Annotated in this window: 14 protein-coding genes and 1 pseudogene; 11 read left to right on the top strand and 4 right to left on the bottom strand. The window is 44.1% G+C overall.

The window, feature by feature from the left end; all coding sequences use genetic code 11:
• Positions 1-500: 500 nt before the first annotated feature.
• Together AC623_RS22420 and AC623_RS17820 are read left to right on the top strand one after the other, a co-directional pair.
• Positions 501-788 (top strand): annotated as a pseudogene (locus tag AC623_RS22420) (3D domain-containing protein); the annotation flags it as partial.
• A 507-nt stretch (positions 789-1295) separates the two neighbouring features.
• The gene (locus AC623_RS17820) at positions 1296-2051 is read left to right on the top strand and encodes a LysM peptidoglycan-binding and 3D domain-containing protein (RefSeq protein ID WP_049665022.1); all 756 of its coding nucleotides are present in this window, start codon (positions 1296-1298) and stop codon (positions 2049-2051) included.
• Positions 2052-2246: 195 nt separating this feature from the next.
• Here AC623_RS17820 and AC623_RS17815 read toward each other — a convergent pair whose 3' ends face one another.
• The 3 genes from AC623_RS17815 to AC623_RS17805 all read right to left on the bottom strand — a co-directional run bounded on the left by AC623_RS17815 (position 2247) and on the right by AC623_RS17805 (position 5705).
• Positions 2247-3326: a M20 peptidase aminoacylase family protein gene (locus AC623_RS17815; RefSeq protein ID WP_049666769.1), complete on the bottom strand. Its 1080-nt coding sequence runs from the start codon at positions 3324-3326 to the stop codon at positions 2247-2249.
• A 40-nt stretch (positions 3327-3366) separates the two neighbouring features.
• On the bottom strand, positions 3367-4476 hold the full coding sequence (locus tag AC623_RS17810) for a mandelate racemase/muconate lactonizing enzyme family protein (RefSeq protein WP_049665020.1): 1110 nt from the start codon (positions 4474-4476) through the stop codon (positions 3367-3369).
• 77 nt (positions 4477-4553) lie between these two features.
• Complete coding sequence (locus tag AC623_RS17805) at positions 4554-5705, bottom strand: MFS transporter (protein ID WP_049665018.1); 1152 nt, start codon at positions 5703-5705, stop codon at positions 4554-4556.
• A gap of 208 nt (positions 5706-5913) precedes the next feature.
• On the opposite strand from AC623_RS17805, the gene AC623_RS17800 reads away from it, so the two are divergent.
• On the top strand, positions 5914-6195 hold the full coding sequence (locus AC623_RS17800) for a hypothetical protein (RefSeq protein WP_049665015.1): 282 nt from the start codon (positions 5914-5916) through the stop codon (positions 6193-6195).
• Positions 6196-6352: 157 nt separating this feature from the next.
• A complete protein-coding gene (locus AC623_RS17795; RefSeq protein ID WP_049665014.1) occupies positions 6353-7492 on the top strand; it encodes a glycerate kinase family protein in 1140 nt (379 codons plus the stop codon).
• A gap of 41 nt (positions 7493-7533) precedes the next feature.
• Here the strand turns inward: AC623_RS17795 and AC623_RS17790 are convergent, their stop codons facing one another.
• Positions 7534-7731, bottom strand: a complete 198-nt coding sequence (locus AC623_RS17790; protein WP_049665010.1) for a DUF2188 domain-containing protein — start codon at positions 7729-7731, stop codon at positions 7534-7536.
• Positions 7732-8376: 645 nt separating this feature from the next.
• Between AC623_RS17790 and AC623_RS17785 the strand changes: the two genes are divergently transcribed.
• From AC623_RS17785 to AC623_RS17755, 7 genes are all read left to right on the top strand, one after another.
• Positions 8377-10407, top strand: coding sequence for a sigma 54-interacting transcriptional regulator (locus tag AC623_RS17785; RefSeq protein ID WP_156187073.1), 2031 nt, complete (start codon positions 8377-8379; stop codon positions 10405-10407).
• A 13-nt stretch (positions 10408-10420) separates the two neighbouring features.
• On the top strand, positions 10421-11305 hold the full coding sequence (locus tag AC623_RS17780; protein ID WP_049665006.1) for a 5-oxoprolinase subunit B family protein: 885 nt from the start codon (positions 10421-10423) through the stop codon (positions 11303-11305).
• Positions 11306-11308: 3 nt separating this feature from the next.
• Positions 11309-12289 carry a biotin-dependent carboxyltransferase family protein gene (locus tag AC623_RS17775; protein WP_049665003.1) on the top strand — a complete coding sequence of 327 codons (981 nt, stop codon included), beginning with the start codon at positions 11309-11311 and terminating at the stop codon, positions 12287-12289.
• A gap of 148 nt (positions 12290-12437) precedes the next feature.
• Positions 12438-14528 carry a hydantoinase/oxoprolinase family protein gene (locus tag AC623_RS17770; protein WP_049665002.1) on the top strand — a complete coding sequence of 697 codons (2091 nt, stop codon included), beginning with the start codon at positions 12438-12440 and terminating at the stop codon, positions 14526-14528.
• 12 nt (positions 14529-14540) lie between these two features.
• The gene (locus tag AC623_RS17765; RefSeq protein WP_049665000.1) at positions 14541-16502 is read left to right on the top strand and encodes a hydantoinase B/oxoprolinase family protein; all 1962 of its coding nucleotides are present in this window, start codon (positions 14541-14543) and stop codon (positions 16500-16502) included.
• Between the two features lie 164 nt (positions 16503-16666).
• On the top strand, positions 16667-17623 hold the full coding sequence (locus tag AC623_RS17760) for a DMT family transporter (protein WP_049664998.1): 957 nt from the start codon (positions 16667-16669) through the stop codon (positions 17621-17623).
• Between the two features lie 291 nt (positions 17624-17914).
• On the top strand, positions 17915-19927 hold the full coding sequence (locus tag AC623_RS17755) for a penicillin-binding transpeptidase domain-containing protein (protein ID WP_049664997.1): 2013 nt from the start codon (positions 17915-17917) through the stop codon (positions 19925-19927).
• Positions 19928-19995 lie beyond the last annotated feature (68 nt).

Raw genomic sequence — 19995 nt, 5'->3', positions numbered from 1 at the left:
AAATAAAGGGCTGGACTTTAAAATAGCAATGAAATAACTGCTATTTTCTAAAACGATTAAATACGACAAAAACCTTGTTATATCAAGGTTTGTGCCGATTTTTGAAGAAGAAGTTTTATTTCAGAATATTATAACGTTTGAAATATGTGTGTAAAGAAACAAACATGCTAGTGTAATAGTCTCGTTATATTTACATGGTAGAATGAGGCACATGTTAGAGAAAACAAGGGGGTCTTTCATTCGTGAGGAAAGCTATTATGTCTTTGGTTGTTGCTTGCGTACTATTCAGCACGTCTGCTGTAGAAGCAGCGTCAGTAAGTCACACAGTACAACAGGGAGATACATTATGGAGCATTGCACGAGAGTATAAGACGACTGTTAATGAATTAAAACAATGGAATAACTTAAAATCAGAAAACATCAAAGTCGGCCAAAAATTGGTCCTTCAAAATACAACTACGAAAGCTGCAAGCAAGCCGCAGGCAGCAGTCAAAGCAGCAAAAGTTATTACAGTGAAATCAACAGCTTATACAGCTTCATGTAAAGGTTGTTCAGGAGTTACAGCAACAGGGATTAACTTAAAGAAAAATCCAAACGCAAAAGTGATTGCGGTTGATCCAAAAGTGATTCCACTTGGCACAAAAGTATATGTAGAAGGATATGGCCAAGCGGTTGCCGCTGATAAAGGCGGTGCTATTAAAGGAAATAAAATCGATGTTCATGTTCCGAATAAAGCACAAGCATCTCGCTGGGGAGTAAGAACAGTAAAAGTACAGATTTTGAAATAAATAGACTATAAGAAAAAAAGAAATCCGCTTTGCGGGTTTCTTTTTTTGTTTAGGTTCTAGCAAAGATAAATGTTTATTGTTCAATAGTTAATTAGCGGAAAAAGCGTTCCCCTGAAGTGAAAACCACTAATCAAATATAACGGAACCTTTGTCCAAGAAGAGAAAAAACGTATTCTACAGCTTGCAGGAATTGTCTTATTTATTTCATCGAAGTTACAAGTATGCATAAAGTATCTTTTTGTAACAAGAAAGTTATATAAAGCGGAAAAGCGTAATGGCATCTTAAAATCATTACACGCCCTGGCGTGATACAATGAATTTCGTCAGCGGGTTATCGAATGGATGACCGCGTTGTTTATATAAATCTCATTCCTTATCAATAGTGCCACTGGACGCATAGTTTTAAAAAAAGTTTCTTGCAGGCGGTTGTTTCTTATTTTCCCACTTCATTGGAAAGCTAAACTGGGAAGTTACCGCGTGTTAGAACAATCAGGAGGTTTTTCTATCATGAAAAAACAAATTATCGCACTTGCAGCTACTACAATGATCGGCGGAGGTCTTTTTGGAACAGCTGCATCCGCACAAACATATACAGTAAAAAGTGGAGATACATTATGGGGCATCTCTAAAAATCACAATACAACAGTTCAACAATTAAAATCTTCTAATAGCTTATCATCTGATTTAATTTTTCCTAATCAAAGATTAGAAGTAGGAGGCCAAGCGGCAGGAACAGCTTCTGCAGCATCCAACGGAAACGGTACATACACTGTTAAACCTGGAGATACTTTATTCAAAATTGCTTCTAGAAACGGTTTGTCTGTACAATCGTTAAAAGCTATTAACGGCCTGTCTTCTGACAGAATTTATGCAGGTGAGAAGCTATCTCTTTCTGGTCAGGTAAAAGGAGTATCAGCTTCAAGACCGGCAGCAGAGACTAAAGCAGCATCAGCACCAGCTCAAGCTCCACAAGGAAAAACGATTTCTGTTTCTGCTACTGCTTATACAGCAAAATGTGCTGGCTGTTCAGGTGTGACAGCGACAGGTATCGATTTAAATGCTAATCGAAATGCGAAAGTCATCGCAGTGGACCCTAATGTCATTCCACTAGGTTCAAAAGTACATGTAGAAGGATATGGTACAGCTGTTGCAGGTGATACAGGCGGTGCCATCAAAGGAAACCGCATTGATATCCATGTACCAACAGAATCTGAAGCTCTTAACTGGGGACGTCGTACAGTCAATGTTACAATTTTAAACTAAGTCAGAAGCCGGCAACTGCCGGCTTTTTTTGATGAAAAATATAATCCAAAGTTGCCGATGCGTGGACAATGGGCGCGGAATGGTGAGGATTCGTGAACAACAGGTCTGAAGCCGTGAGCAAGGTGTTGTTCAATATATTTTTCGTTCAAAAAAAAAGCCGGCTGCTGTAGAGAACATGTAGCAGTCGGCTTTTCGTTATTCTTTTAAGGCGTTTAGTACAGCGCGGGTCAATATGTCAGTGCCGATTTGGATAGCGCGTGGATCAAAAGTCATTTTGGGATGATGCAGTCCGGGCTTTAAATCAGCCCCGATTCCCATCATGGCGGCTTTTAATTTTGGCCGTTTAATCGTATAAAAGTGGAAGTCGTCGCTGCCTGATGTGATCAGCGGGTCCGCCAGCATGACGCGGCCGCCATATTCAAGGATGCTTTCGCGCAGTAATTCTTCGGCTTCTTTCGCCACTTCCGCTCCTGGAGTGAAATCCAGCCACTCTGTTTCGATTTTTACCTCGAATAGCTGGCTTACTTTTTTGATTTTCTTTTCAATGATTTTCTGCATGTCCATTAAGACTGAATTTTTTTGAGCACGGACATCAAGCCCAAATTTGGCGGAGCCGGGAATGATATTTAAGCTTTGGCCCCCGGCTTCGACGTGAGTCATTTTCACAGAGTACGGTTCAAAAGGTGAAAAGTGGATCAACTTTAGCTGTTCATTGAGCGCAGAAATGACATCGATTGCGTTAGTTCCCTGATGGGGGCGGGCGCCGTGCGCGTCGTCTCCTACTACTTTCCCGGTTAGAAAGGTAACCGCGCCGTGGTGAATGGATGGCGTCATTTTACCAAAGGGCAGCTCCTCGATTGGGCGCAAATGAATGCCGAATAAATAGTCTGCATCATCGACTACGCCTTTTTCAACCATTTTCAAGGCGCCGCTTCCCGTTTCTTCAGCCGGCTGGAAAATAAAACGGGCTGTGCCGTTCGTTACTTGGTCTTTCAACTGTAAAATGGTACCGATCACGATGGACATATGGGCGTCATGTCCGCATGAATGATTGGCTTGGAAAACGCCGTCTACTTCTTGCCAAAGGGCGTCTATATCAGCACGGACGGCTACGATTGGCTTGCCATTGCCAATTTCAGCGATCAAGCCTGTGCAATCATCAAATAGGGAAACGAAGATTCCTTCCTTCTTTAATAGATCTGCAATATAAGCAGTTGTTTCTTTTTCTTTCCAGCTAACTTCCGGGTGAGTATGCAAATGCTGAAAAATATCCATTAGCTGGTTGTCTATTTTCTTCACGAATAATCCTCCTTTCTTATTTTATCGTCGCTCGAGAGATGGTTAGTTCTTCTAAGATCGGTTCATCGATCACAAGGCCGAGGCCTGGTTTCGTATTGAGGTGAACAAAAGGCACTTCATATGAGAGGTCACCAATATCCTTACTGAATAGCAGCGGGCCGGTCAATTCAGTGCTCGTAATATTTTTTCGTGAGATCGCAGTGTGATAGCCGGCGGCTGAGCCGATTGATGATTCCACCATGGAGCCGATCTGACAGTCGATTCCAGCGTATTCAGCTGCTTTGGCGATATGAATAGCCGGAAAGATACCGCCGCTCTTCATTAACTTGATATTGATTTTATCCACCGCTTCTTTTTTAATCATCTCCATTAATTGTTCGCCATTTTGGATGGATTCATCCGCCATAAGTGGAATCGTACAATGCTGCTTGATTTGCGCTAGGCCGTCAATATCACCCATCCGGATTGGTTGTTCCACCCAGGCAAGCTGTAAAGGCTCAAGCTGTTTCAGCGCCTGAATCGCAGCCGTATAGGTGTGCCAGCCTTGATTGACGTCTATCCGAATAGGAACATCAAAACCGACTGCTGCGCGGACTGCCTGAATTCGTTTTACGTCCATTTGTGTATCCAGGCCGACTTTCAGCTTTAATGAGTGGAAACCGCTTTGAATGGCTGCTTGTGCTTTTTCCGCCATTACTTCTGGTTCTTCAATGCTTAATACTTTTGGATAAGTCAATTCTGTATGACTCTTTCCGCCGATCAGATCGTACACAGGCAGTCCAGCCGCTTTGCCCATTAAATCATAGCAGGCAATATCAATTGCTGCTTTTGCGGCTGGATTGGCAGTGATCGCTTGATTCATCTTATGATGAAGGTGTTCGATTTGGAAGGGATGTTCCCCCAGAACGGCTGGTAAAAGAATGTGCCGCAAAACTTCGATACAGCTATAAAAGTTTTCACCTGTTACATGTTCATCAGGTACGGCTTCTCCCCAACCGATTAGTCCCGTATCTGTTTCTAATTTAAGAATAACAGATGGCATAGAATCAAACGTGGCATAAGAAATAATGAAAGGGGATTTCAATGGCAAATGAATGCCAAAGAGTTCAGCTTTTACAATCTTCATTTGGCTCTCTCCTTTGTATGTATATATCCCAGTATAAGTGAAAAAATCAGGTGAAGCAGAGGATTTTAAAATCCATCTCACGAATGAACAGAACTTTCAAATTTTTTCTTGAAATAAAAAATGCACCCAATAGCAGGAACCAGAACGAACGCCATTCCTAAAAAAGCAAGTCCGGGTTCTTCTTTGTATAAATAACCGCCAGCGACTGTCAGCAGCGAAGAGCTTAACCCCATGCTGAGGGAAGCGTACATTCCTTGAGCCGCTGGGATTTCACGACTGTCAAATTCTTCGTAAAGAAGACGGATAAAAGCGAAGTGTGCCAATGCAAAAGTCAGGGAATGTAAAAGTTGGGTCGCTATATAGACTGCCACATTAGGAAATAAAAATAAGAGCGACCAACGCACGATAGAGGCAACAGCTGAAATAAGGAACATGGAAGAAATGCGTGTCTGCTTCAGCAGCCGGTCAGCAACGATGAAAAAAAGAATCTCGGAAACAACGGCAACATTTAGAATAATACCACCCCATGTGTTGCTGACGCCTAAATCCTGTAAGTAAATAAAGCCATAGCTATAATAAGAAGCATGGGCCCCTTGGACCAATAGAGAAATGACCATCGCGATCACGAAACGCTTAGAATGAAAGAGGGAACGAAAAGGAACAGAGTGTGTTTTAGATCGCTTTTTTAAAGAAGCTGGTGTGTAATAAAAAGCGGCTCCTATCATAAATAAAGAACCAAGCATCATAATATAGATGATAGAAGTATCTCCAAAAGAGGCGGTTACTCCGCCGACAACAACTAAAGCGATCGCATAGCCGATTGAGCCCCAGGAACGGCTTTTTCCGTATTGGACTCCTTCGTTTTGCATCATCGTTCCGATACTTTCTGTTAGAGGCAACATTAACGGGTAAACTAAGCTGAATAAAATCATGGCTGTCATGATCGCGTAAAAGGAATCAAAAGGAATAAAGACAAGAAGCAGGAGGGTGCTCACTGCTGGAAAAGCTTTGATCAATGTGCCGATGGAAAACTTAGCGCTTAATGATGGAAAGATGAAAAAGGTGGAAAAAGAACGGATAAATAAGCCGGCAGCGATGATGGTGCTTGCCGATTCAACGGTGATACCTTTATCGGCAATGAGCCAGGCCGTCCAATAAGGTAAAAAAACACCCCATGTAAAGAAAAAAGCAAAGAAATTAAGTGATAACCACGTCTGCGCTCTATACACAACAAAAACCTCACTTTTTTAATTTTGGCGATCTTTTATTATAGCGAAACTAGCAAGTGCTGTCATGGAAAAGAACACCAGTCGAGGATCATTCGCTAGTACGTTTATTTACTTGCTTCATTTGTCAAAAAAAGAATATAATTGAAACTTTTTTCCGATCTGATCGTAAATAAGGTATAAAGGATCGGAGAAAAAGGAGAGAACGTACATGACAAGTACAATGAAATGGATCACGGGTGGCATAGAAGCCTTCCTAGGCATACCGCTGATCGGTGGATTTTTTATTATGGGACACGCCTGGGCACCGCTTGGATTTATGGCGATTTTGCATATTATTACGTTGCTGATTGCTTTAAATGCCGGAAAAAGCTTAGCCGGCAGCATTCTTGGTATTATTACATCTGTCGTTGGCTGGATTCCATTCGTCGGCATGGTGATGCACTGGATTACGGCATTAGTTCTTATCACGAGCGCTTTTAGAGGAAAATAAAATAGTGCAAGTGGACAAGCAGAAGCAAAGGAGACAAAGTGGGACAGTCATCCCACTTTGTCTCCTTTTTAAGTTCCTCCTTTCTTTATAATTAAAAATAGAGGGATTTCTCTCTAATTCCGCTAAGATAAAGAAAAACATGAAAAGAGGGGTTGAGATGAAGATTTTAATCGCGCCTGATTCATTTAAAGGCTCGCTTTTAGCTGTTGCTGCCGGAGAAGCGATCGCTAAAGGAGTGGCAAAAGCTGTTCCGCACGCTAAGGTGAAAGTTGTGCCGATGGCAGATGGCGGTGAAGGCACAATAGCGGCATTAACGGGCATGCCTCAAAAGCTAACTGTTCATGATCCGCTCATGCGGCCAATTGAAGCTTCCTGCCTTACGATTGACTATGAGGGAAAGCCGGCAGCTTTGGTAGAATGCGCGGAAAGCAGTGGTTTAATTCTGCTGTCGGAGAAAGAACGGTCACCAATGACCGCGAATACATACGGGCTTGGTGAACAGATCAAAGCGGCACTGAATGACGGGTTTCGCCAAGTCATTATTTCACTTGGCGGCAGTGCGACAAACGACGGCGGTCTGGGGATGCTGCAGGCGCTTGGCTGGAAGCTGTATGATCGTGACAAAAACGAAATCCACACAGTGGGCAATCCACTGCTGTGTGTAGATTCACTCTCTGATGAGCAGATTCATCCAGCTATTCGGGAAACGCGATTTCTTGCAGCAAGTGATGTGCTGAATCCATTCCATGGGCAAGAGGGAGCCGCCTATATGTTTGCTCCACAAAAGGGAGCAAATGAGCACGAGGTGCAGCAGCTTGATGAGAAGTTGCAAAAGCTCGCTCGTTTATTTCAAGAAGCGTACGGAATAGACGTGAAGGAGATGAGAGGGAGTGGAGCAGCCGGCGGGCTCGGCGGGGCTATAGCTGCAGCGCTTGGCGGTGAAATCATATCGGGCATTCAAATGGTGATAGAGTTAACCGGCCTGGAAGCGGACATAAAATGGGCTGACTTAGTTATCACGGGAGAAGGCAGCCTGGATGGACAAAGTTTGCTCGGGAAAGTGCCGGTGGGCATAGCAAAACTTGCAAAACTGCATGATAAAACCGTGATTGCTCTTGCCGGCCGGCTTGGAAAAGATATCGAAGCGCTTCATCCATATTTCGACGGTATCTTCTCTATTCAGACAGACTGCCTCACGATTGAGCAAGCGATGAACCCTGAGACCGCTGTCCGTCAAATGAGTCAAACTGTCGAACAGATTCTGCGTCTTTACAGTTTAAAGAAAGAAATTAAATAAGCAGTGAGGTTAATCCTCACTGCTTATCAAAGCAGTAAATATCAATAGGTTCTTTCTTCTACAACATTATGATCAGCATCTAAAATCTCAAGCTTGCTCGGACTATTTGCTTGGGCTATTTCTTCTGCTGCCTGAATAGCTCCATCTACAGAGCTGTAGGTTTCTGCAGGAGCAACATCTTCAAGTTTCACAATCCAACGCGAAGCATCTTTATTCGGTGCAACACTGTAACATTTCATTCTATCCAGCTCCTTTATTTAAAAAATAAGATACTACTTAACTCTTTCCACCTAATTTTTTAGATAAACAACATTTCCTTTTTCAATGAATTATTCATCACTTTACCGTTTTTGAGCGATAGGGACATTACCTGTAAACGGCTGGTTCGTTTATATGCCTTTGAACCAATGAGTATTGAAGGAGGAATCTATTTTTTCTCTTGCATCGTTGCAATCAGGATGCATAGCAGCAAGTTTATGCACATATGTACTAGATGATTGTTTTATTGTCTTAAAAGCGCATGCTTTGAGCGTTTTTTTTTCTTTTTGGAAAAGCAATGAAAAGTATAGTTACTTATTATTTTAATGAGGAGGATGTTCTTGCATAATTGCAATGTAACTTGCAACTTTGCAAGAACGAAAAAGGGATTATCAGAAGAAATGTCGAATAGCGTTGAAGACAAAGGGAAAAAGAGGAGAGCCTAAATCGCATTAGAAGAAGCTTTCTTTTCAGAATTTTTGTTTTATTTATGTGTTAGTCTCTGTTTGGCATGATACTTGCTTATAGAAAAGTAGATGTAAACGTATTCAAACGCGTTTCAGCCGTTTGATTAACACATAAAAGGTTCTTTTCCCGTTGATGCGATGGAAAGGGGTTTGGTCATAATGAGATGGAAATGGCAGGAGATCTTATTGCCTTTGCCACCCGGCGTATCAAGTGAGGCGACGGTACAAGATGCTATCAGCTTGCTTACCCGGGAAGAGAGCCAGACGGCATTTGTTTATGAAAAAGAGGAACTTGTCGGTTATCTCACACTTGGTGCTTTAATGAAACAAGTAAAGGGAGCCGAGTCATTGAATCAGCCGGTTCAGTACAAAAAAGACCTGCTTCTTGTTCGTGAAACGAGCTGGGTAGAGTTTTGCCACAACTGCCATATCGTTGCTGGCATGAATGAACAGAGAGAAATAGTAGGCTACATCACGATACCAGAAGCAAAAAACCAGCTTGCCGAGCTGCAGCTGGAGATTTTAAATCATAGCTTGAACAGTGCTGAAATCGGTATTGTCACAACAAACCGGCAGTTTGAAGTGAATTTTATGAATGAGACCGCCGGCCAGATTTTAGGATTGCCCCGTTCGATCTTGGCAGGAAGAAATTATAGGAAAATCGTTGCCGCGGATGTGGATTTGGAAGAGATCCTGGCAGGCGAGAGGAAATTTGGTATAGACAGTTCCTTTAATTTTAAAAAGATGACGGGCCACTTTTCACCCGTGTATCATGAGGGGCAAATAGAGGGAGTCGTTCATGTATTTTACCTGCAGGAGCATTTAGAAAAAGCAGTAAGCGGATTGGAGTTTGTCCGTGAGCTTACGGAGGAGCTGCAAACGATTTATGCAGCCTCTAATGAGCAGATTATGGCGATACAACCGTCTGGGGAGATTTCCAATATAGCTGGTGCTTTTCTCGAAAACTTTTGGCAGCCCTATTCAAAGGGTGAATTAATTGGGCAAAACATTTATGAGCTTGAAGCAAAAGGTCTATTTGAGCCTAACATTGTGGATCTCTGTTTAAAAGAAAAGCAGAGGATCAGCATAACACAAAGCAGCCGGCGGAATGTAAAGATTCTATCGACGGCAGCGCCGGTCATGAAAAAAGGCAAATTGGAGAAAATCATTGTTCTCTCTCGTGATGTCAGCACAGAAGAAATTTCCGAGAGAAGACAGGAAGAAAGCGACCATTCGTTGGTGCCAGATTTAACGAAAAAGCTAGTGTATCGTTCACAGGAAATGTCAGAGCTTGTGAAAAAACTAAAGGAAGTAGCAGAAACAGAATCAACTGTGTTAATTACCGGAGAATCCGGAGCGGGCAAAGAAGTAGTGGCTAGTCATATTCATTCTTATAGCCGGCGTGCGGAGGCACCGTTTGTGACGATCAATTGCGGTGCGATCCCTGAGAATCTCTTGGAGAGTGAATTGTTTGGACATGAAAAGGGTGCCTTTACAAGTGCCGTAGAAAAAAAGAAAGGGCTATTCGAAGCGGCAGACGGCGGAACAATTTTTCTTGATGAAATTTCCGAGATCCCACTCCATATGCAAGTAAAGCTTCTGCGGGTCTTACAGGAACGCGAGGTTGTCCGCGTCGGCGGTCTTGTGCCTATTAAAGTGGATGTGCGTGTCTTAGCGGCAACAAATAGAAGCTTAAGAAAAATGGTCGCAACCCAAACATTCCGTGAAGATTTATTTTATCGGCTGCACGTTGTTCCGCTTCAAATCCCGCCGTTAAGAAGAAGAAAAGAGGATATTGCTCCACTCGCTCTTTCTTTCCTAGAAAAATTAAATGAAACCTACAATAAGGAAAAAAGGCTGTCGAGGGAGGGATTGCAGTTGTTGGAAAGCTATCAGTGGCCGGGGAACATTCGGGAATTGCAAAATGTGATGGAAAGGCTTGTCGTCATCGGAAAACAGGAAGTGATCTCTGGGGATGATGTATTTCGGGCTGTCTGGGACAGTGAGTCGGAAGAGCCGGGTCACTTAACTGTCCGGGGAATTATGCCGCTGAAGGAAGCGGTTCAGGAAGTGGAAGACCAGTTGATACGACTGGCTCTCGGCAAATACAAAACAGCGGCCAAGGCGTCAGATGCACTGGGAGTCAGCGCCTCGACAGTCAGCCGGAGAATGAAGAAGGCATCCAAATGAAGGAGAAAACAACATGCTAATTTTTCCGGAAACTAAATTTGACTTTTGTGGAGATGAATACATCTACGCGGAAATTTCAACAGAAATGAGAATCGAGAGCAACTTTAAAGCCATTTCCATCACTAATGAATTAAGGAAGCGTAATATCCCTGGCATGATTGAAGTTTATCCGAGCAATGCATCTTATTTAATCCGTTATGATCCAACGGCGATCTCTCCCCATCATTTGTTGGATTATTTGCAGGAAATTGACCAGCAAAAAAGTCATCGCTCAGAATTGTATTTTAGCAGCCGGATTATTGAAATTCCGGTTTGGTACAACGACAAAATTACAAAAAATACGATTGAAAGATACCAGCATCTTCAGCCAGAAGCAGGCGGGGATGACTTTATACATGTTATGAGAGCGAACGGATTCACGGAGGCGGATGCTTTTATAGCGGCCCACTCATCACCGCCTTATTTTATTACATCACTTGGCTTCAAGCCAGGGACAGCGTGGGGATTTCCGCTTGGCGTGCCGCAAAATAAAATCATTCAAGCACCAAAATATCCAAGTCCGCGGTCCTACACACCAGGGGAGGCGCTAGGAATCGGCGGCGCTTTCACAGTCGTGTATCCGACGGAATCAACCGGCAGCTATCAGCTGATTGGAATCGCGGCTGTTCCTGTCTACGATCCGGGACAAAATCTATCTCTCTTCCGGGATTCATTTTTTCTCGCCAAGCCGGGAGATCTATGGAAATACCGACCGATAACAGAGGCGGAATATTATAATATCCGCGAAGAGGTAGAAAAGCGTACATATGAATACAAGGTGAAGGCCATTGAATTTTCCGTAGAGCAATATGATGAAAAGGGTGATCACTACATTTCTCAACTGATGGAGGGGTTTTAAACCGTGCTCAACATACTTGAACCAGGATTAAAGACAACTATTCAAGATACTGGCCGGTTTGGCCACTACCATATGGGCGTTCCTCCATCTGGAGCAGCAGATAAATATTCTTTTTTGCTAGGAAATACCCTCCTTGGCAATCCGCCTGACTATGCTGGTTTAGAAATGATGTTAACGGGCCCGGTCATTGAATTTCAAAAAAAGACCGTCATTGCCCTAACGGGGGCGTCAGCAGAAGTGAAATTAAACGGGGAAGTGATTCCGCTTTGGCAGCCCATAGCTGTATCAGCGGGAGATGTGCTGATAGTGGGGAAGATTTGCGATGGGATCTTTACTTACCTTACTGTCTCCGGAGGGCTCGCCACACCGGAAATTTTGGGCAGCCGTTCTGCCTGCTTTGCCAGCGGCTTTCCCGGCGTGCTCGGCCGAAAGCTGTTAAAGGGTGATCAGCTTCCGCTTCATGAACCGCTTCCGGGCGTTCTTCGACAAGTTGGAAAAAGCATACCAAATGAAATCAAGCCTGTTTTTAACCGGCAGCTTGATCTTCATCTCGTATTAGGCATTGCCAGTGAAAGAATCAGTGACGAGGGGTTAACGGGGCTGCTCAATCAAGAATGGACTATTCATACACAGTCCAACAGAGTAGCTTATCGGCTGTACGGAGGGCGTGTCCGTTATAAAAAAGAGGCTGCCCCATTTGGATCCGGAAACAGTCCGGGCAACATTGTTGATATTCCTTATCCTATTGGCGGTGTCATTGTGCCAAACGAGGAAGAGCTCATCATTTTACTGAATGATGGCACGGGTGGCGGCGGCTTTGTGACAACAGGCACCGTGATCAGCCCAGACCTTAGTGTGCTCTCACAGGCGAAGCCGCACTCTGTTGTCCGCTTTCATGCGGTGACCGTTGAGCAGGCTTTCCAGCTGCGCCGTGAAAAAGAACAGCTCATTGAAAAAGTAAAAATGACCGTTCAGCAAGCGTAATTCAGCGCTTGCTGCCGAAAGTTAGTTCAGAATATTCAGTCTTAACACTCATTTTGGGAGGTGGTGCCCAAAAGCACTAGAAAGGCAGCAGAGAAACATTTTTATAAATGAATCATTCATTTTATTAATAAACAATGGGGGCGATGAAGTGAGTAAATACCATGTAGCTGTTGATGTTGGAGGAACATTTACGGATGTGTTCATATTTGATGAAAAAACAGGAAAAATCCACGTAACGAAGACGTCTTCTACACCGTCTAATCCGGAAAAGGGAATGATGGATGGAATCGCCAAAGCAAAGCTGACAGGTGATCAAATCGCGATGTTCTCTCATGGTACGACAGTTGGAACAAACGCGCTGATTGAAAGAAAATTGCCAAAAGCTGCACTTGTGACGACGAAAGGCTTCCGCGACGTAACGGAAATCCGCCGCGGGACGAAGCTTGATCTGTGGGATGCTTATAATGATGTGGCAGAGCCTTATATTAAACGCCGTGATCGTTTTGAGATAACAGAGCGGGTAGATTTCGCTGGGAATATTATGACAGAGGTAAACGAAGCAGAAGTGCGTGAACTGGCGAGAGTATTAAAAAGACGTCAAGTAGAATCTATTGCGATCTGTTTCATGAATGCTTATGTAAACGGTGATAATGAAAAACGCGTAAAAGATATTTTACAAGAAGAGATGCCGGAAGTATACATTTGTACGTCTTCTGAAACATTGCCGGAAATCTTCGAACATGAGCGGATGAGTACAACGATTGTGAATGCAGTTCTTGGTCCGACTATTAGCAAGTATATTAAAGTGCTGGAAGAGGAAATGAAGGGAATTGGTTACAAAGGTGACATTCTTGTTCTTCACTCTGGCGGCGGCGTGATGACGTCTGAAACGGTTCCCCGCTATGCAGCTCGCCTGGCAAGCTCCGGAATTGCAGCAGGAGCCATCGCAAGTAAACATATTGCCAACATGTGTGGATTCAAAAATGCCATCGGGCTGGATATGGGCGGAACAAGTACAGATATTTCTTTAATGTATGATAACGATTTGCGTGTAACGAAAGATTGGTACATTGAATACGGCTATCCAATTGGCTTCCCAAGCATTGAAATTTTAACGATCGGGGCTGGCGGCGGAAGCTTATCATGGATCGATGAAGGCAGCTCTTTACGCAATGGTCCGCAAAGTGCTGGTGCTGTACCTGGACCCGCTTGTTATCAACGAGGTGGAACGGAGCCGACAAACTCAGATGCAAACGTCGTACTTGGCCGGTTAGGAACGAAGCTTCTTGATGGCCAAATGACACTGGATAAAGAAGCGGCTGTTAAAGCGATTGAGAAGACGGTCGCTTCGAAATTGGGCTATAACGTGTATGAAGCAGCCGATGCAATTATTAAAGTGGCTAATGCGAATATGTGTGACGCGCTTCGCTTAATTTCTGTGCGCCGCGGTTATGATCCGCGTGATTTTGCTCTTGTTGCCTTCGGTGGTGCGGGCGCCCTTCACGGAGCGGAATTGGCGAAAGAGATGGAAATACCAAACGTTATCGTGCCGGCTCATCCGGGCGTAGCAGCAGCAATGGGCTGTTTACTCGTTGATGTTCGTCATGATGTAACGAAAACATATTTGGCGAATGTGGCAGAAATTGAAAAAGATGACGTGGAAAAAGAGTTTATTGAGATGGAAAAAGAAGCCATCAGCTTGCTTGAAGAAGAAGGCATTGCGCCAGAAAACATGAATTTAATCCGCTACGTTGATATGCGCTATGTAGGCCAGTGGAGAACATTGTCTGTCACGGTGGATCGACCGCTGCAATCACTTGAAAATGCAGTTGAACGTTTCCATCAAGAGCATGAACGTGAATTCGCGTTCAGAGACGAGGAAACGGGCATTGAAATTTACGGCTTGCGTGTCGAGGCGATCGGAACGGTAGAGAAGCCGGAATTCAATAAAGAAGAGCCATCAGGAACGTTAGAAGAAGCATTAAAAGAAACACGTGAAGTGTATTTTGAAGAAGCGGACGGCTTTATTGAAACGGCTGTTTACGACCGGGTGAAAATTCCTGTTCTATCTGAGTTCTCCGGTCCAGCTATTATTGATCAGCTTGATTCAACGGTTGTTGTACCTCCGTATTGCACAGTAAAAGTAGATGAATATCGCAACATCATTATGTCCTTCACAAAAAACAAAGAAAAAAGTCAAAATCAAACAGACGAAACAGTACCAACATTAGCTAACTAAAGGGGTGGGAGTATGAGCAAAGTATTTGAAAGCCAATTAGATCCTGTTACATTTGAGGTTTTAAAAAATGGTTTCGTCAACTTAGTTGACCAAATGTCTGAGCAAGTATTAAGAACTTGTTATTCCTTCGTTATTTATAACCGTGATTTTAGTGCTGCTTTATGTGATGCAGAGGGAAATACAGTGATGCAGGGAACGCAAGATATTTCTGTTCACGTCGGCACGCTTCATTTAACAGCAAAAGCTGTTATCGAGGATTTCGGCGATGATATTCATCCGGGAGACGTTTTTATCGTCAATGACCCGTATCGCGGCGGTACACACTTTAACGATACACGTGTCATTCGTCCGGTATTTTATGAAGATAAGCTGATTGCTTTCATGCAGCTGAACGGTCACTGGGCAGATATGGGCGGTTCTGTGCCGGGCTCTTTTGATATTACGTCAAAAGACCATTACGGAGAAGGGGTAAGAATTCCTCCGCTGCGTATTTGGAGAAAGGGCGAATATTTGCACGATGTAGCGAACGTGCTTGTTTCCAACATGCGGCTGCCAGAAGAGCGTCTCGGCGACTTGCGCTCTCAGACAGAAGCGACAAAAACAGGTGAGACACAGTTGTTGGCTCTTGTTGAAAAATACGGATTAGATACCATTTTAACCGCTTTTGCGGAGGTGCAGGATTACGTAGAACGCCTGGCGCGGGCGAAAGTAGCTGCTCTTCCAGACGGCGAGTGGGAGACAACGGATTATATTGACATGGATCCCGAAGTAGGTGATGGTCTCATCCCGATTAAAGTGAAAATGACTATTAAAGGTGATGAGATCTTTTACGACTTAGCTGGTTCCCATGACTATATCGGCTGTTTCTTGAACTCAGCATTTGGTTCTTCGCTGTCTGCTGCTTATGCCGGTACGAAAACCTTTTTCCCGGATATTCCGTTAAACTCCGGCTTCTACCGTGTCGTGCATGTTGACTTGCCGGAAAACTCAGTCGTGAATGCAGCGTGGCCGGTTGCTGTAACAGGTTTCTGTTCCGGTGCCTATGAAAAAATTATGAATGCCTGCTTTGAGCTTTGGTCTCATGTTATGCCAGAGCGCGCCCTTGCCTGCTCGTTCAACTTAGAGTATTTATTAATTGGCGGCTGGGATAAGCGCCAAGGCTATGATAACTACTTTATGTGGTATGACTGGATGGCAGGCGGGCACGGAGGCCGTGATAAGCGTGACGGAGCAAACGCCTTGTCTCCAGTATTTGGCGTAGGCCTCAGCATTCAGCCATGTGAAGGACAGGAGCGTCTTTCTCCAGTAATTACAACGAAACACGAAATCGTGACAGATTCGGCTGGTCCAGGACAATTCCGCGGTGGCTGCGGGGTCGAAAAAGGCGGGATATTAACAGATGCGAATGATACCGTAATGTCTTATTGCTGCGACCGCTCCCGTTCTGTCACATGGGGAATCTTCGGTGGACTTCCGTCTACTCCGCATGGTGCTTGGTTAAATAAAGATACAGAAGATAGGAAATTTTTAGGTGCCATTTTCTCGAACATTAAATTGAAAAAAGGTGATATGTTCACAAGACCATCGGCAGGCGGAGGCGGACTTGGCGATCCGCTCGAGCGTGATCCAAAAGCGGTGCTCGAGGATGTTATTGATGAATATGTTTCGATTGAACGTGCGAAAAAAGACTATGGTGTCGTTATTCGCGAGATTGATAGAGAGATTGATTTATTTGAAATTGATGAGGAAGCAACAAAAGAAGAAAGACAATTTATTCGCGCTTCGCGTGCTGGCTGGCTCGAAGAAGATATGGACAGTGTTATCGCTAAATATCGCAGCGGTGAAATCGATCAATTAGACCTAATCCGCCGATATGGTGTCATCGTTGACATGGCAACAGAACAAGTCCTCACTAAAACAACCGAGCAAAATCGCGAAATGATGAAAAAACGCTCACTCGCCTACTGGGCATAATGAAAACAGAGGGACTGGCCCCAGCGCTTTATAGCACTAGGGTCAGTCCCTTATTGCTGTAAAGCGCTAAGCCATTCACTTTCTGAAAATTTTTCATTGCGTGCAAATTTAAAGATACGTTATAGTGAGGGCAGGAAGGTTTGATTGTTATTGGGGGATTTTGGATGAGACCAATTGTGTTAGGTGTACTTTCTGCTTTTTTCTTTGCTTTTACATTTGTGTTAAATCGACTAATGGAGGCAGAGGGAGGCAATTGGATGTGGAGTGCTTCCCTGCGCTACTTGTTTATGGTGCCGTTGCTTGCCATCATTGTCGGCTGGAGAAAAGGCTTTAGTTCGCTATTTTCTGAAATGAGAAGAAGCCCTTCTGCCTGGCTGCTCTGGAGCATTATAGGGTTTGGTTTATTTTATGCACCGCTTTGTTTTGCAGCCGCTTACGGACCTGGATGGCTTATTGCAGGCACATGGCAAGTGACTATTATTTCCGGCTCACTCTTAGTACCGCTTTTTTACATAACGATTCAAACGCCAAGCGGTCCAAAAAGAGTAAGAGGGAAAATCCCATACAGAGGCCTTGCCATGTCACTTATTATATTGGCTGGTGTCGCTCTTATGCAGGCGGAACAGGCGCGTCAGCTGTCATTACAGGCTGTTTTATTATGTATTGTGCCAATCGTTATTGCATCCTTTGCCTATCCGCTCGGCAATCGTAAAATGATGGATGTTTGTTCTAACCGTCTTGATGCTTATCAGCGTGTACTTGGGATGACACTGGCGAGTTTGCCTTTTTGGCTCATTTTATCAAGTATTGCTGTCTACACAGATGGATGGCCGAGTAAAAGCCAAGTCGTCCAATCAGGTCTTGTCGCCCTCTTTTCGGGCGTGTTTGCAACGGTCTTGTTTTTTGCAGCGACTGACCTTGTTAGAGGCAGCATGAGTAAGCTAGGAGCAGTAGAAGCAACGCAATCACTGGAAGTGTTATTTGCGGTGATCGGAGAAATGGTATTGCTCGCTGCCCCTTTACCAGCCCCGATTTCGATGATCGGGATGATTTTAATTGTGATTGGCATGGTGCTGCACAGCTATGTCTCTCACGCCAAACAGACAACGCCAGGCACTTAAGTGTCTGGCGTTCAGGCTGTTGGCAAACGTTCGCTTTCTTCGTTGCTCACCCGCCTTTGGTGCTCATGGCCCTTATGGCCATTCCGCTCCTCGCCAGGCTTCGCGCCTTGAAAGGCAAAGCCTGACAGGATGGAAAACAGGGTTTACCAATAAACTTAGAAGAAGCTTGTCTCCTTCCGCTATTGCTGGTAAACGAGAACCTATAAAATAAACTTTGTCTGATACGATGTTTGTTATAATAAAGAGAAGAGGCAGTGAAAGATCGCTGAATGTAAATCCGGGGGTGAAAGGATGAGGAAATATTTGTTTTTAACCGGCCTGTTTATACTGCTTTTCAGTCTAGCTGGCTGTAACAAACTAGCTTCACCGGAAGAACGGCTAAGCGAGTATACAAAGCTGTGGAACGATGAAAAGTTTGCAGAGATGTATAAAAGCTATGTCGCTCCTTCTAGCAAAAAACAAGTAAAAGAAAAGGATTATGTAGATCGCTATGAAACGATTTATGAGAGTTTAGGAGTAAAAAATATAAAAGTGACCTCACTTGCGAAAGAAGAAAAAGATTGGAAAGGGGACAAAGCGGTTCTTCCGATCAAAGTAAAAATGGATACAAGTGCAGGACCTGTTTCGTTTGAGAAGAAGGCCGTCTTGAAAAAGGGAGAAGTAGATAAGAAAGAGGAATGGTTTATTGATTGGGACGCTTCTTATATCTTTCCTCAAATGGAGGCGGGCGATAAGATTCGAATCAAGACAACGAAAGGCAGCCGCGGCCAGATTTTTGATCGCAATGGCAACTCGCTAGCTGTTAACGGCCATGGTTACTCAGCCGGAGTCCAAGCTGGCGAAATAGATGATAATTCGGCGGCTAAAAGCAAATTAGCCAGCTTGCTCGGTGTGACAACGGAATTTATTGATAAACAGCTGCAGCAAAGCTGGGTACAGCCGGGCTATTTTGTCCCGTTAAAAGAATTATCTGCCTATGAGGAACAAAAGCTGCAACAGCTCCGGGCGATACCAGGAGCGGCGGCAGAAGAAATAACAATGCGCCAATACCCATATAAAGAAGCGCTTGGACATTTAACCGGCTATATTGGCGACATTAACAGCGAAGAGCTCAAAAAGCTAAAGTCAAAAGGATATAGTGCACAAGATAAAGTAGGAAAACGGGGATTAGAGCAATTATTGGAAGATCAGCTGCGGGCACAGGACGGCAAAAAAATATACATTGAAAAAGAGAAGGGCGAGCCTATAACGGTTGCAGAAAAGGCTCCGAAAAACGGCAAAGACATAAAAGTGGCCGTGGATGCTGAACTGCAAAAGATGATGTATGAGCAATTTAAAGGAAAGCCTGGAACCGCGGCGGCTGTTAATCCGAAAACCGGTGAAGTATTGGCATTAGCAAGCTCTCCAGCCTTCGATCCGAACGAGTTTGTTCTCGGTGTATCAGGCAGTCGTTATCAGCAGCTTGAAAATAATCCGGCTAAACCGCTTTTAAACCGCTTCGCCGCTACTTATGCACCTGGCTCATCTATTAAACCAATTACAGCAGCCATTGCGTTGAAAGCAGGCACGCTTGATCCGGCAAAAGAACGGCCGATTAAAGGGCTGAAGTGGCAAAAGGATGCTTCGTGGGGCAGCTATTCCGTCACAAGGGTGAAAGATCCAGGTGAACCGGTAAATCTCCAGAAGGCTTTTATCTACTCTGATAATATTTATTTTGCACAAACCGCCATTGAAGCAGGAAAAGACAACATGACAAACGGACTTCGCTCATTTGGCTTAGGAGAAAAATTCCCGTTTGCCTATCCAATACGGGCATCGCAGATCTCTAACAGCGGGACGCTAGATAAAGAAATTTTGCTCGGCGATACAGGGTATGGACAAGGGGAAGTGCTAACAAGCATGCTGCATCTTGCCTCCACTTATAATGCAATTGTCAATGATGGCGTAATCATGAAGCCTCAGCTTTATGCGGAAGCAAAACCAGAAGTGTGGAAAAAAGACCTTCTTTCCAAAGAATCAGCTGATTTGTTAAAGCAAGATCTGCGGCTTGTTGTCCAAAAAGGAACAGCTAAAGAAGCCGATTTACCAGGCTTTGCAATCGCCGGCAAGACCGGCACAGCTGAAATAAAAATGGAACAAGGCATAACCGGAAAAGAAAATGGACTTTTTGTTGCGTATGATCAGCAGAACCCCGCCTTTATCATGGCCCTTATGGTAGAAGGAGCAGAAGAAGCAGGGGGAAGTAAGGCAGCTATTGGGATAAGCAAACAAATCTTTCTTAAGTGGAAAGAAATGAACTCTTAAAACAACTAACTAGTCGTCAGAAAAAACGAAGGCTCTCGTTTTTTCGGCGGCTTTTTTCATATTTAAGA

It is taken from the genome of Bacillus sp. FJAT-27231 (genome assembly GCF_001183975.1).
In the GTDB taxonomy this organism is placed as follows: domain Bacteria; phylum Bacillota; class Bacilli; order Bacillales; family Domibacillaceae; genus Pseudobacillus; species Pseudobacillus wudalianchiensis.
Note: the sequence above shows the minus strand (reverse complement) of the source record. Positions and strands in the feature narration are given on the sequence as shown.

Coding starts and splice junctions, on each gene's coding strand:
- AC623_RS17790 (WP_049665010.1), bottom strand. CDS start 7,731: ATGAAATGTTACAGTGTTGCACCGAATAAAGATGCTTCGCGTTGGATT.
- AC623_RS17810 (WP_049665020.1), bottom strand. CDS start 4,476: ATGAAGATTGTAAAAGCTGAACTCTTTGGCATTCATTTGCCATTGAAA.
- AC623_RS17755 (WP_049664997.1), top strand. CDS start 17,915: ATGAGGAAATATTTGTTTTTAACCGGCCTGTTTATACTGCTTTTCAGT.
- AC623_RS17815 (WP_049666769.1), bottom strand. CDS start 3,326: ATGGATATTTTTCAGCATTTGCATACTCACCCGGAAGTTAGCTGGAAA.
- AC623_RS17800 (WP_049665015.1), top strand. CDS start 5,914: ATGACAAGTACAATGAAATGGATCACGGGTGGCATAGAAGCCTTCCTA.
- AC623_RS17785 (WP_156187073.1), top strand. CDS start 8,377: ATGAGATGGAAATGGCAGGAGATCTTATTGCCTTTGCCACCCGGCGTA.
- AC623_RS17795 (WP_049665014.1), top strand. CDS start 6,353: ATGAAGATTTTAATCGCGCCTGATTCATTTAAAGGCTCGCTTTTAGCT.
- AC623_RS17760 (WP_049664998.1), top strand. CDS start 16,667: ATGAGACCAATTGTGTTAGGTGTACTTTCTGCTTTTTTCTTTGCTTTT.
- AC623_RS17765 (WP_049665000.1), top strand. CDS start 14,541: ATGAGCAAAGTATTTGAAAGCCAATTAGATCCTGTTACATTTGAGGTT.
- AC623_RS17820 (WP_049665022.1), top strand. CDS start 1,296: ATGAAAAAACAAATTATCGCACTTGCAGCTACTACAATGATCGGCGGA.
- AC623_RS17780 (WP_049665006.1), top strand. CDS start 10,421: ATGCTAATTTTTCCGGAAACTAAATTTGACTTTTGTGGAGATGAATAC.